Genomic DNA, 12,856 nt, shown 5'->3' with positions numbered 1-12,856 from the left:
ATATAGGTGCCATAGGCTGCTTACTTGCTGGCTCGATAGCCACAAGTGTTTCTGCTCAAACTTTGGAGCAAGCCGTGGCCATTACGCTCGCCACCAACCCAGAACTTAAGAGTGCATTTAGTGACTACATGAGTTATCGAAAAGATAACGAGGCCGCTTCTGGTGCATACCTTCCTAAATTGGATTTGGATGCAGGTATCGGATTTGAGCACGTAAACCCTGCTCCCGAAAACAGCGAAACAACAGACTTAACCAGAAAAGAAGCCACACTAACATTTACTCAATTAATTTGGGACGGTTCATCCACACTTAATAACATTGATAGAACAGCCGCTGAGGCTGAATCAATGAGGCTTCAACTCCTTGCAAATGCACAAGACAAAGCACTAGAAGTTGCGCAGATTTATCTTGAAGCAGTAAAGTCTGAAGAGATATTGGCATTATCTGAAAGCAATTTAGCAGTCCACAAGAAGATATATAAAGATATAAAGCGCAGAGCAGAATCAGGTATTGGTTCTGTTGCCGATGTGTCTCAAGTTGAAGCGCGTATTGCAAAAGCACATGGTAATTTGCTTGCCGCTCAAAACAATATCTTCGATGCACACACCCAGTTCACACGTTTGGTTGGTCAAACACCACAAGGTTTGATTTTCCCTCGTGCCGATGAAACTTCTATACCTCTTACTTTCGAAGATGCCATAAATCGCGCATATCAAAGTCATCCTGTAATAAAGATAGCCATCTCAGATGTCGATGCTGCACGCTTCCAATACGACCAATCTAAAGGCGTAAACTACCCTACGTTTTCATTTGAAGCTTCAGGCACATGGCGTGAAGATGCAGGCGGCGTACGTGGTCAAGCAGATGAAGCCAGTGCTATGCTTCGTATGAGATATAACCTATATAATGGTGGCTCTGATACTGCAAACTCTGAACGTGCGGCATACCAGCTGAATAAATCGAAAGATTTAAGAGACAGAACCTACCGTACTATCAAAGAAAGCTTACAGTTGTCTTGGAGTGCACTGGATCTAACTTTACAACAAAAAGAGTTTTTGGCTGACCATGTTGATTCTGCTGCTGAAACCGTTATTGCTTATGAAAAACAATATCGAATCGGTAAGCGTACTCTTCTCGATTTGCTGAATACCGAGAATGAATTGTTTGAAGCCCGTAAAGCGTACATTGACGCTCATTATGCCGAACAGTCCGCTAAATACCGTGTAATGAATGCCTCTGGCGTATTGCTTGACTCTCTTCTGGTTGAAATTCCAGATGAGTGGAAAGAATCTGTAGAATATTAAGGTTGAAGTTAATGAAGTTTCTAGCAATAGCGTGTTCCGCACTGCTTGCATTATCTTGGCAAGCTCATGCTAATCAGAACGATGAATATGACTACATCGAAATGCCTAAGTCTGATCAGGTCGCGGATCTTAGTGATGACGATTACGATGGCGTGGTTAATGCTCGTGACCTATGCACAGGCACACCACGGGGCTCTCAAGTAGACAATGACGGGTGTGAAACATACATTGAGTCAGAAGAGAAAAAGCAGCTTAAAGTATTGTTTGCAAATGATTCAGATGTAATTACGCCTGCATTCATTACTCAAATTAGAACCATGGCCGAGTTTCTAGATGCGTACCCTGAAACCTCTATAGAACTGCAGGGTTTTGCAAGCAAAACGGGTAACGCAGAGCACAACTTAGATTTGTCGAAAAGACGCGCTAAGGCAGTGAGAGAGTCTTTGGTAAGTTATGGTGTGAGCCACACTCGGATCAAAACAATCGGTTTTGGTGATTCAGTACTGGATGATTTAGGTGAAAGCCAGGTTAGCCATGCGCTAAACCGCCGTGTAGTTGCTACCGTAGTCGGTTATAAAGGGTCCGTTATTAACGAGTGGAATATATTTACCACTAAGAAAAAATAACGGTCTATATCCGAATAGAAGCCAGATTCTAATGAATCTGGCTTTTTTATTTTTCCATCTTTACCGTGTCAAAATACGCGGAAAGTGCTACCCTTTCGGCGAATTTACTAATCTTATTGGATACCCCGATGACAAAATTAACTTCAGACATCGAATCTAACCTAAAACTATTCGTTGAAGAAACCAAGCAGACCAAGTTGGTTTGGGGCTTGCGAAATGAAGAGGGTTGGCTAGCTTGCGATTCAACAGAGTTTGAAAGCAGTGAAGTAATGCCATTTTGGTCTTCTCGTGAAGATGCAGAATTACACAATGTTGAAGAATGGGCCGATTTCGAAGTATTAGAAATCCCATTAGATATTTTTGTCGAAGACTGGTTGATCACGTTAGCTGAAGATGGCGTCCTAATTGGAACAAATTGGAACGCAACTTTGGAAGGTAAAGAATTAGAGCCTTCCGATCTAGCGAAACTCTACCTTTAAAAGATATTCAAGTTTCAAAAGTCTTAAGCCTAGAGATTAAATATCTCTAGGCTTTTTTACATTTAAAAAGCATCTAATTCTTAATGTAGAAATAATGATTTTGGATAGGTCCATTCCTATAATTTTCGGCTCACTTCACTAATTCAGTTTTTCTTTTGCACAAATCTCATTTTCTGTTTCAAAAGGTGACATTTGTACTATTTTCATATGTCTGCACACGTACAATAACCCCCCTATCCAATATTCACTCTGGAGCATAAGTGAGAAAGAGTAATCTACTCGCTAGTATTATCACCGCATTTGTCACTTTTACTGCTTCGGCGTTTGATCGCGAGAGCTGGAATGAGCTGTATGCTAATCAATTAAAAAGCAATGAACATGCAGCGTTAATGATGCTTCAAGAACGTCATATCATACTTCCTGACAATGCTGAAAAACTCTATATCTCGACGCAAATCTTCCGGTTTTATTCCATTCGTAAACAGCCTTATTACAGTCAATTACCCGATGTTCCAACCAGTTTCGACAAATTTCAACATACGCTAATTGAAGCACTTAACGACGAAGCAAGTGGTAACAATCAAGCTTCTTATGCAAAACTTAAAAACTTAATAAACCAAACAAAGGTCACTCATGACTATCAAAGCAGAACATTAATTGAATATCAGTTGTGCCTACTGCTTAGCCGAATGGGCGAACACCACAGCGCAAAGTTTTATTGCGCATCAGTCGTCAGCCACTTAGAGCAAATGGAAGACCCATTCATACCGCTAAGGGTCGCTTATCGTCTACTTGCCAATAACTATTCATACCTTGGAGATTACAAAACGGCGTTAGTTAAGTACTTCGAAATCATTTCAAACTCTAAGCCTTACCATGATAATTCTGGTAATTACAACGATATAGGTAATCTTCTTGTGGATATGGGGAGATACGACGAAGCCGAAACTTACCTTTTAAAATCGCTAGAATTGCGAAATGAGCCAAACACCTTACCGCTAGCGAAAGCTCAAATAATGCACAACCTCGGTAATTTCTATCTCACCACTGATCAATTTGATAAATCGCAACATTTTTTTCAAAAATCGTTAGAAATATTGAAGGAACTCGATCACCAGTACGGAATCGCCCTTTCCTACATAAGCTTAGGAAAACTCAATACAAAACTAGGTCATCATGATTTAAGTAATGCTTACCTTCATCAAGCAATGGATATGGCCGCCGAGCAAAACAACCGTGAAATGAAGATAAAAATAGCGTTAAGCCTAAGCGAGGAATACCTAGCTAGAAAGGTTTATAACGTAGCCATTGAATATGCTGAAACCGCGGTAAGAATTGCTCAAAATGACGAATTACCTTTGTTTGAAGCTTCAGCGCACTCTCTACTATCACAAATACATGAGCAGACAAGCGATTTCGAGAAAGCGTTAGAGCACTATAAGCAGTTTCATACACTAGAAATCAATAAGCGTGATATCGAAAATCAAAACGCTTTTGAAGCCTTAGATTTGAGTAAAAGCAAATTAGAAGAGGAACTTCAAAATTCGAAGTTGGTTTTGAAAAATACCGAACAAAAACACCAACTCGATAACCTAACACAACGCGATATGATGAACAGAATGTTTATGGTTGTCCTGTTTTTTATTATTGGAGGCATCTTGTATGCCAATAAAAAGACAAGACAAACTGCCGAAAAAGATTCGCTTACACAAACATTCAATCGATTAACTATTTTGGATAAAATCCGTAGGCATCCACAATCCTCTTCTGGCAGCCACAAACACGTATTAGTCCTCTTTGATTTGGATAATTTTAAGGACATCAATGACAGCTATGGTCACCCAACTGGGGACATTGCGCTGAAGCACGTTGCTAAAACAATTAAGGAACAACTCGAAGAAAAGGACTGTGTAGGAAGAATTGGGGGAGAGGAATTCTTAGTCTTACTGAGCGATGTACCGGAAGAACAAATTTGGCACCGAGTAGAAAAAATGCGAGAGACGATTGAAATCAGTCACTTTATGTCGGAAGACCATCAATCACTGAATTTAACCGCGAGCTTTTCTTATCTTGCGACATCAGAAAAGCTCAGTGATTTTGATATTTTGTATTCGATACTCGATCAAGCGTTATATCAGGCTAAAACAAATGGCAGAAACTGTATTGTCGATGCGTATACCGACCCTATTGACAACGTTCCTCACCCTGCTTCGAAACCAATGACTGCATAACTGATTCTTGATTATCTAAATACTCGTTAAGCCCTGCAGAGCGCAGATCACAAGAAGGACAATCACCGCAACCATCACCAATGATCCCGTTGTAACACGTCAGCGTTTGAGAACGTACCAATTCCAGTGCTTTATATTGATCGGCCAATGCCCACGTTTCTGCCTTATTCAGCCACATCAACGGAGTTTTAATGTCTAGAGTTTTGTCCATGCCGGAAACAAGTGCTTTGTTCATTGCTTTTACAAACTCATCGCGGCAATCAGGGTAACCAGAAAAATCGGTTTCACACACGCCTGTAATGACAGTCTCTGCGCCAATTTGATAAGCGTAAATTCCAGCTAGAGTCAGGAAAAGAATGTTTCTACCGGGAACAAACGAATTAGGTAATCCATTGTCTTGCAGTTCATGTGATACAGGAATGTCATCACGCGTTAACGAACTGATTGCTAGCTCGTTCAGTAAGCCGACATCCATCACTTTATGAGCAGCAATATTGAGGTCACTGGCTAGTTTTTCAGCCACTTCAATTTCAAGCTTATGACGCTGACCATAATCAAACGTAATCGCGTGTACTTCATCAAATTCTTCTATCGCTTGAACAAGACAAGTTGTGGAGTCTTGGCCACCACTAAAAACGACAACGGCTTTTTTCATATTACGGCCCTATGCAATGTTTAAGTACTTATGAGTTTGAACAGAGAGACGCCAATTTCGTTCAATACAGGTATCGATACACAGTTTTGTTGCTCTTGGCTTCTGGCTGATTGGCTGAAGGGCTATCGTCGTCTTCTCAGACACGTTAGCGCTGGCGATCAGTTCATCTAGCTGGTCTATGTCTTTTTGCGTTCCAACCGGGTGCTTTATTTCGTCGGCTCGTTCCAATGCGGACTTGAGAACAGGTAGCTTTCCTTTCATCGCAATTTTTGGAGAAACCGTTACCCAAGTTGAATCCGTTGCTTTTACTTCAAAAGTTCCGCTGGTTTCAATTTGACATTGGCAACCAATTTTCTCGAAAGCTTCTGTTAAGTTCACCAAGTCGTATACGCACGGTTCGCCCCCCGTTATCACGATATTCTTAGCGCTAAATCCGTGTAACTTGTACTGCTCGACAATTTGCGCAGCGGAAACAAAACACCATGTAGGAGAGTCTTCTGTTTTCACCATGATATCGCCAATTGGCGCCAAATCTTTTTCTTCGGCTTCCCACGTTTGTTTTGTATCACACCAAGCACACCCTACAGGGCATTCTTGCAGACGAACAAACACCGAAGGCACCCCTGTAAAAGTACCTTCACCTTGGATGGTTTCAAACATTTCGTTGATTTTGTACTGGCTACTCAAAACGTGAACACTTCTTAATCCGGATTTTTAATAGGGTTTACTGCTGGACAAATACCGCCTAGCGAACAGCAAACTGCCGGATTATACGCACTTCTGTAGAACATACCAGTGTTTGTAAAAGGCACAAAAAATAGGACCTCGAAAGATCCTATCCTAATGCCATGAATGACCTACATTCTTTGGTCTTTGCCCGTACGAAGCTGTGTGATTGCAAATATCAATACGAGGATTGGGTATCTAAGCGCTTCTAGAGCCAACGCAATGATAGAACTGTAATTCAAAATCCCCTGCACGACCCCAAACAATAAATTGGTTAGCACTAACACAGCTATCACACTCACGATATGTTTGACGCTGCGATGACGAGATTCCACTTTCGGTTTTAAGAAAGTGAAAACTGCCGCAATAGCAATCGAAGTAGCAAACCAGTTCGCAAAGTCTGGCCTTGGCCACAATGTCGCTAACCCTGCGATAATTACAACCACAACCCACCAAACAGACGCACTGCTTAGTATTTGCCCCGTATGCACCTCGTCTTTTTTATCTAGACGATTAAAGTGCCAAACGGCCATTGCCCCTAGTACAATACCGACCAAAACGTCTGAGAAGTATTGCGCTCCAAGGTAAACACTGGACACGCCATGGAACAGCACAATAGTGATAATCGATGGCAAGTAACGTCGCACGACTTCAATTGGGTATTCACGAGTAGCATGCAAATAAAATAGACCTAACACCGTCACCATGAGTGCGCTCGTCATGCTCGGCATTCCAAACCCAAACGTGTCGCCAAGCATCAATTCCGGCATAAAGGCGTGAGGACGAGCAAACCCTACTCCAACTTGTGCAACCAACGCCAAAATCGCGACACTGACCACAGCGAAGAGTAACTCCGCACCAAAGTAACGTCCAAACACCATAAATGCCGTTGGTATTAAGAAAATCAGCATCCAAGGACTTGCTAGCGTGTCTCCAACATAGAGAAAGGCATGGATATACGGAACCAATGCTGGCGGAGCACTTAAAACGCCATCTTGAAGCGCTTTAATGTATTTAATTTCTGCTTGGTGAATCGGAGGCGCCGCTTCGACGATATCATCGATATACGCCACTTTTTGTCTTGTCGCTTTTCCGGAGTAGTATTGCAAAGCTTCAATTTGAGACGGGTAGCGGTATGTCGCCTTATTTACTTCACCCACTTTCGCAAGCACCACTTGTTTGGTTTCAATACCATAATGGGGTGCAAACCAAGCCGGAACGATGTGATGACCAGCTTCATCAGTGTGGTTGAACGCAACGATAGGAGAATCTGATACGCAATCGTATAACGCCGCATTGCCTAAAACGCCTAACTTTCCAAGAACAGTAACAACCAAACCCGACTCTTCCCAAGCCTCTCGCTCAGCCGCTTTCGCGGGATCTTCCCCTTCTTCGACATGACCTCCTGGGATTGAGATCTGCCCAGTGATGGCCTCTCGCACCATGACAATGCGCCCATCATGGCTTGCAATCAAACATAGTGCGCCTTTGTATTTCTGGGGAGATTCCGTACTAGCCGAGGCGGTTGCAGATACGAACAAACTGGTAAAAGAGATGAAAACTAGAAAAATGAAACATGAAAACAGACGACGAAATGTCACAATGTGTAATCCCTAAAATTAAGAATCGATTAGAGGCTTTCGCATCCAATGGATATGATGCTCTAATCCCAAGTTGCTATAAAAGTTTAAGGCAGCTTCATTAAACTGCCACACTTCTACAAACATTTGTTTCACTCCACAGTCTTTAAAAGAGCGCTCCAAGCGTAAGAACAGCAGCCTCGCGATGCCTTGTTTACGAAAACCTGGTTCAACATACATTTCATCAATGCTGCCCATTTGTACAGGTTTCATAATGGAAGATTGTAGTTCGCAGAAGTGACCCGAGATAAAGCCAACAGCTCCATGTTCTGGATGCACGGCGACATAAACAAAACATTCTGGGTTATCGAGATAACGAGCAATACTTTTTTCTTGCTCAACATCTTCAGCCGTTTTAAACAGCTCCGGGGTGACTTTGTGATGAAAATCGTGAAGTTCATACATAAAATCGTTGAGTGCTTCCAAATCGGATGTTTGGGCAGCACGAATCTTAATGAGGCTCATAAGTCTATGGGAATAAAAGCTTATGCGCTAAGTATATACTCAATCTACTTCAATGTGCATAGTTCAGAACCCTATCTGCTACCTCCATTCAGAGAGAAGAATAACTAAAAACATACTGCATCGGCTATGACGAAAAAGCGCACCCAATGGATGCGCTTAAATAGTAACCGTTATTTGGGTCGATTAAGTACGTCTTCCAATTCATTTAAGCTGGTGGGGTCGTCTATTGTCGATGGCACGGTGTATTGTTCTCCATCTGCAATCTGGCGAATGACTCGTCGAAGGATTTTCCCTGACCTCGTTTTTGGCAAACGGTCTACAACTAAGGCGTGCTTGAAGCAAGCTACGGCACCAATCTCATCCCTTACTTTACCAACCAGCTCTTCTTCAATGTTATCGTCGGCTATCGACACCCCATCCTTAAGAACCACAAAGCCAAGCGGTGTTTGACCTTTGAGATCATCGTGTATCCCTACTACAGCACATTCCGCAACGGCAGGATGACCACCAACAATCTCTTCCATCTCCCCTGTTGATAAACGATGCCCTGCAACATTAATGACATCATCCACTCGACCCATTATGAACAAGTAACCATCCTCATCTAAATATCCACCATCCCCTGAAACGTAGTACTCAGGAAATTGAGACAAATAACCTGACTCAAATCGGTCGTGATTACGCCATATTGTAGGCAAACAACTTGGTGGGAGTGGGCGTTTTATTGCGACATAACCTTGTTGCCCCGATGCCTTAGCATGACCAAACTCATCAAGAATGGCGACTTCAAAGCCTGGCATGGGCTTTGTGGCGCTGCCGTGTTTAACTGGTAACGCTTCCACCCCTAATGGGTTTCCCGCAATCGCCCAACCCGTTTCCGTTTGCCACCAATGGTCAATCACAGGTTTTCGAGTGCAGGTTTCCACCCACTCTTGAGTTGGCGGATCCAATCTTTCCCCTGCCATAAAAATACTGTTTAGATTCGATAGGTCATATTTCTCTAAGTGACTACCTTCTGCGTCTTCCTTTTTGATCGCTCGGAATGCCGTGGGGGCAGAAAAGAGTACATTCACATTGTATTCTTCGCAGATTCTCCAAAATGCGCCAGGATCGGGAGTTTTTATAGGTTTGCCTTCAAAAAGTACGGTTGTACAACCATGAATTAAGGGAGCGTATACAATGTAAGAATGCCCCACTACCCACCCCACATCTGATGCCGCCCAAAACACACCATTTTGTGGAAGGTTATACAAACAAGACATGGAATATTTCATCGCAACCGCGTGCCCACCGTTGTCACGCACAACACCTTTGGGTTTTCCAGTTGTTCCCGATGTATAAAGAATATAAAGCGGGTCTGTCGATTTTACGGGCACGCAGTCGGCGATAGGCGCTGAGCTTTGCGCGGATTGCCATTCAACATCGCGCGACTGGTTCAACGCAGCAACACACTCTGGCCGCTGAAAAACAATCACAGAGGAAGGTTTCCAGCGGCTATCCATAACGGCTTGGTCGACGATGGGTTTATATGGCAGTATTTTGTTTACTTCAATACCACAGGACGCAGTCATTACCACTTTCGGTTCCGCATCCTCAATCCGCACTGCAAGCTCATTTGGCGCAAAGCCGCCAAAAACTACAGAGTGAATTGCCCCTATTCTGGCGCAAGCTAACATCGCCATAACGGCTTGGGGGATCATGGGCATGTAGATAACGACTCGATCGCCCTTACCGACCCCTTGCACCACAAGCATACCCGCAATTTTAGCCACTTCTTTTTGCAGCTGAGCGTAAGTGTAACTGCGCTTTACTCCAGTAACCGGTGAATCATAGATCAACGCTGTTTTGTCACCATTACCTTGCTCAATGTGGTAATCCAGTGCAAGCCAACAAGTATTCAAAACTCCGTCGGCGAACCATCGGTCTATGCCATTTTCGTCTTTGCTTAAAATCGTTTGAGGGAACTGAAACCAATCTAGGTTTTGGGCTTGTTTTTTCCAAAACGCTTCGGGTTCATTGCAAGAAAACTGATACTCTTTTTCGTAGGTAGACATCCGTTCTTCCTCCGATATAAAAACGGAGCCGATCACGGCTCCATTTTCAGTTAATTGATAGTAAACAAACTCATGAACTCGTGAACAGGCGTGCGCTCAAGTGCTTGTTGGTCTATACATAAATCAAAGACTTGCTGAGAACGCATCACAGGGAAACGGGTTTGTAGATTTCGAAGGAATTTTTGCTCCAGTACTGGAATACCTTCTTCACGTCGGCGGCGATGACCAATCGGGTATTCAATTTCGATCTTCTCAGTCGACGAGCCATCATCAAAAAAGACTTGGATCGCATTGGCAATTGAACGCTTATCCGATTCCAAATACTCTCGGCTATACCGCGAGTCTTCAATAATCATCATTTTCTCTCTCAGTGCATCGATGCGCGGATCGCCATTGTGGAAACCATCTTCATAATGCTCTGCCACCAAATCTCCGTAAATCAATGGAACAGCAATCATGTATTGCAAACAATGATCCCTATCAGCAGGATTCGCCAACTTACCGGATTTGGAAATAATACGAATCGCAGATTCATGGGTCGTCACTTCAATTCTGGTGATCTGGTCGATTCTATCTTTAACTTCATTGTGAAGCGCCACTGCGCATTCCACAGCGGTTTGTGAATGGAACTCTGCTGGGAAAGATATCTTAAATAAGACATTTTCCATCACGTAGCTTTCAAATGGCTGATTCACTTTGAATTGTTCACCATTGAAAAGTACGTCATAGTATCCCCACTTAGGAGCCGTTAACACAGACGGCAAGCCCATTTCACCTTTCATCGTGATCATCGCAAGTCGAACCGCACGTGAAGTCGCATCCCCAGCCGCCCACGATTTTCGTGAACCAGCATTAGGGGCATGCCGATACGTTCTTAGCGCGCAACCATCGACCCAAGCTTGGGAGACAGCATCTATAATTTGCTCTTTGTTGCCTCCAAGCATTTTGGTAACAACCGCAGTAGATGCAACTCGCACCAACAAGACATGGTCCAACCCAACTCGGTTGTATGAGTTTTCAAGTGCTAACACACCTTGAATCTCGTGGGCTTTGATCATGGCAGTCAGAACATCTTTCATAGTGAGAGGCGCTTTCCCCTCAGCTACAGCAACTTGGCTTAGATAATCGGCGGTAGCCAAGATCCCACCTAGATTGTCTGACGGGTGCCCCCACTCCGCTGCCAACCATGTGTCATTAAAGTCCAACCAACGAATCACACAACCAATATTAAAAGCAGCAGTGATTGGATCTAATTCATGGCTAGTACCCGGAACTCGCGCACCATGCCTGACGGTTGTGCCCGGCACGAGTGGACCAAGATGTTTCGTACACTCTGGGAATCTAAGCGCCAGTAACCCGCAACCCAGCGTATCCATTAAACAATTCCGGGCTGTGTTGTACGCTTCTTCCGACTGAATATTGGTATTGCTGACGTATTCCGCTATTTGAGCAAGCAGGTCATCAGGTGCTGGGCGTTCATTGACTTCTACATTTTGTGTCATTTCTTGTTCCTTAAATTCTATAGACGTTTATCGATTGGCAGCCAATCTTGGTGTTCTGGACCTGTGTAATCGGCGCTGGGTCGGATGATTCGATTGTTTTCTCTTTGCTCAAAAATATGAGCACACCAGCCAGTTAAGCGACTCATCACAAAAATAGGCGTAAATAATTTGGTGGGAATGTTCATAAAGTGGTATGCCGAAGCGTGGAAGAAATCCGCGTTACAAAACAAATCTTTCTCACGCTTCATGACCGATTCGACTCGCTCGCTTACGGCATAAAGGTGGGTATCGCCAACGGAATCAGATAGCGTTTTTGACCATGCTTTTATCAATGCATTTCGAGGGTCACTTTCACGATAGATAGCATGACCAAAACCCATGATCTTCTCTTTACGCTCTAACATGCCCAGCGTCTCGCGTTCCGCTTCTTCTACTGATGTCCAATTCTCAATCATCGCCATCGCCGCTTCATTTGCACCGCCATGCAATGGACCACGCAATGTTCCAATTGCGCCAGTCACACAGGAATGAATATCTGAAAGTGTGGAGGCACATACGCGAGCGGTGAATGTAGAGGCATTAAATTCATGTTCCGCGTATAAGATCAGAGAACAGTGCATCACCTTTTTATGGAGTTCAGAAACGGGGTCGTCCGATAACAATTTTAGGAAGTAGCCGCCAATGCTGTCTTCACCCTCATCATCCGTATCAATCCGAACGCCATCGTGCGAGAAGCGATACCAATAGCAAATAATCGCCGGAAACAAAGCCAACATTCGTTCTGTAGCAGCAAGTTGATCTTCAAAGGACTCTTCTGTTTCTAAGTTCCCAAGAACTGAACAACCTGTTCTCATTACGTCCATTGGGTGCGCCGTTGAAGGTAGCAATTCCAGAGCGTGTTTTAACGGTTCCGGCAACCCTCTTAAACGCTTTAAGGTTAACTTATATTCATCTAACTCTCGTTGGTTTGGCAGTTTTCCCCGCAGCAGCAAATAAGCGACTTCTTCAAACTCAGCATGATTCGCTAAATCCGTAATGTCGTATCCACGATAGGTCAGCCCCGTTCCGCTTTTTCCTACGGTACATAGTGCTGTTGAACCTGCGCTTTGCCCGCGCAGCCCTGCACCACCAAGTGGTTTATCTGTCATGACAGACTCCTTGTCATTATGCTTTT

Annotated in this window: 11 protein-coding genes; 4 read left to right on the top strand and 7 right to left on the bottom strand. The window is 43.6% G+C overall.

Annotated features, from left to right (window positions below; translation table 11 throughout):
- Window positions 1–2: 2 nt before the first annotated feature.
- The 4 genes from LDO37_RS08105 to LDO37_RS08090 all read left to right on the top strand — a co-directional run bounded on the left by LDO37_RS08105 (window position 3) and on the right by LDO37_RS08090 (window position 4,640).
- The gene (locus LDO37_RS08105) at window positions 3–1,304 is read left to right on the top strand and encodes a TolC family outer membrane protein (RefSeq protein ID WP_411757108.1); all 1,302 of its coding nucleotides are present in this window, start codon (window positions 3–5) and stop codon (window positions 1,302–1,304) included.
- Window positions 1,305–1,315: 11 nt separating this feature from the next.
- Entirely contained in the window at window positions 1,316–1,930 is a 615-nt protein-coding gene (locus LDO37_RS08100; RefSeq protein WP_126609954.1) for an OmpA family protein, read from the top strand.
- A 128-nt stretch (window positions 1,931–2,058) separates the two neighbouring features.
- Window positions 2,059–2,409: a DUF2750 domain-containing protein gene (locus LDO37_RS08095; RefSeq protein ID WP_104398981.1), complete on the top strand. Its 351-nt coding sequence runs from the start codon at window positions 2,059–2,061 to the stop codon at window positions 2,407–2,409.
- Between the two features lie 260 nt (window positions 2,410–2,669).
- Window positions 2,670–4,640: a GGDEF domain-containing protein gene (locus tag LDO37_RS08090; RefSeq protein ID WP_126608327.1), complete on the top strand. Its 1,971-nt coding sequence runs from the start codon at window positions 2,670–2,672 to the stop codon at window positions 4,638–4,640.
- On the opposite strand, the gene queC is transcribed toward LDO37_RS08090, so the two are convergent.
- The 7 genes from queC to prpC all read right to left on the bottom strand — a co-directional run bounded on the left by queC (window position 4,594) and on the right by prpC (window position 12,830).
- Window positions 4,594–5,295: a 7-cyano-7-deazaguanine synthase QueC gene (gene queC, locus LDO37_RS08085; protein ID WP_126608326.1), complete on the bottom strand. Its 702-nt coding sequence runs from the start codon at window positions 5,293–5,295 to the stop codon at window positions 4,594–4,596. The two genes, LDO37_RS08090 and queC, sit on opposite strands and share 47 nt — an antisense overlap.
- 9 nt (window positions 5,296–5,304) lie before the next feature.
- Complete coding sequence (queE, locus tag LDO37_RS08080) at window positions 5,305–5,955, bottom strand: 7-carboxy-7-deazaguanine synthase QueE (protein ID WP_126608328.1); 651 nt, start codon at window positions 5,953–5,955, stop codon at window positions 5,305–5,307.
- A gap of 197 nt (window positions 5,956–6,152) precedes the next feature.
- The gene (locus tag LDO37_RS08075) at window positions 6,153–7,622 is read right to left on the bottom strand and encodes a bifunctional NUDIX hydrolase/phosphatase PAP2 family protein (protein ID WP_126608325.1); all 1,470 of its coding nucleotides are present in this window, start codon (window positions 7,620–7,622) and stop codon (window positions 6,153–6,155) included.
- Window positions 7,623–7,640: 18 nt separating this feature from the next.
- Window positions 7,641–8,126, bottom strand: coding sequence for a GNAT family N-acetyltransferase (locus LDO37_RS08070; protein ID WP_126608324.1), 486 nt, complete (start codon window positions 8,124–8,126; stop codon window positions 7,641–7,643).
- A gap of 170 nt (window positions 8,127–8,296) precedes the next feature.
- On the bottom strand, window positions 8,297–10,180 hold the full coding sequence (locus tag LDO37_RS08065) for a propionyl-CoA synthetase (RefSeq protein ID WP_126608323.1): 1,884 nt from the start codon (window positions 10,178–10,180) through the stop codon (window positions 8,297–8,299).
- A 50-nt stretch (window positions 10,181–10,230) separates the two neighbouring features.
- Window positions 10,231–11,682 (bottom strand): bifunctional 2-methylcitrate dehydratase/aconitate hydratase, encoded by a 1,452-nt coding sequence (locus LDO37_RS08060; RefSeq protein ID WP_126608322.1) that lies wholly within the window; start codon window positions 11,680–11,682, stop codon window positions 10,231–10,233.
- Window positions 11,683–11,699: 17 nt separating this feature from the next.
- Complete coding sequence (gene prpC, locus LDO37_RS08055; RefSeq protein ID WP_126608321.1) at window positions 11,700–12,830, bottom strand: bifunctional 2-methylcitrate synthase/citrate synthase; 1,131 nt, start codon at window positions 12,828–12,830, stop codon at window positions 11,700–11,702.
- Between the last annotated feature and the right edge of the window lie 26 nt (window positions 12,831–12,856).

Source organism: Vibrio penaeicida, assembly GCF_019977755.1.
Lineage (GTDB): Bacteria > Pseudomonadota > Gammaproteobacteria > Enterobacterales > Vibrionaceae > Vibrio > Vibrio penaeicida.
The sequence above is the reverse complement of the archived record's forward strand: the minus strand, read 5'-3'. Positions and strand labels throughout refer to the sequence as shown.

Excerpts from the sequence above, each read along its gene's own strand:
- LDO37_RS08100 (WP_126609954.1), top strand. The coding sequence starts at position 1,316 with ATGAAGTTTCTAGCAATAGCGTGTTCCGCACTGCTTGCATTATCTTGG.
- LDO37_RS08065 (WP_126608323.1), bottom strand. The coding sequence starts at position 10,180 with ATGTCTACCTACGAAAAAGAGTATCAGTTTTCTTGCAATGAACCCGAA.
- queC (WP_126608326.1), bottom strand. The coding sequence starts at position 5,295 with ATGAAAAAAGCCGTTGTCGTTTTTAGTGGTGGCCAAGACTCCACAACT.
- queE (WP_126608328.1), bottom strand. The coding sequence starts at position 5,955 with ATGTTTGAAACCATCCAAGGTGAAGGTACTTTTACAGGGGTGCCTTCG.
- LDO37_RS08060 (WP_126608322.1), bottom strand. The coding sequence starts at position 11,682 with ATGACACAAAATGTAGAAGTCAATGAACGCCCAGCACCTGATGACCTG.
- prpC (WP_126608321.1), bottom strand. The coding sequence starts at position 12,830 with ATGACAGATAAACCACTTGGTGGTGCAGGGCTGCGCGGGCAAAGCGCA.
- LDO37_RS08095 (WP_104398981.1), top strand. The coding sequence starts at position 2,059 with ATGACAAAATTAACTTCAGACATCGAATCTAACCTAAAACTATTCGTT.
- LDO37_RS08070 (WP_126608324.1), bottom strand. The coding sequence starts at position 8,126 with ATGAGCCTCATTAAGATTCGTGCTGCCCAAACATCCGATTTGGAAGCA.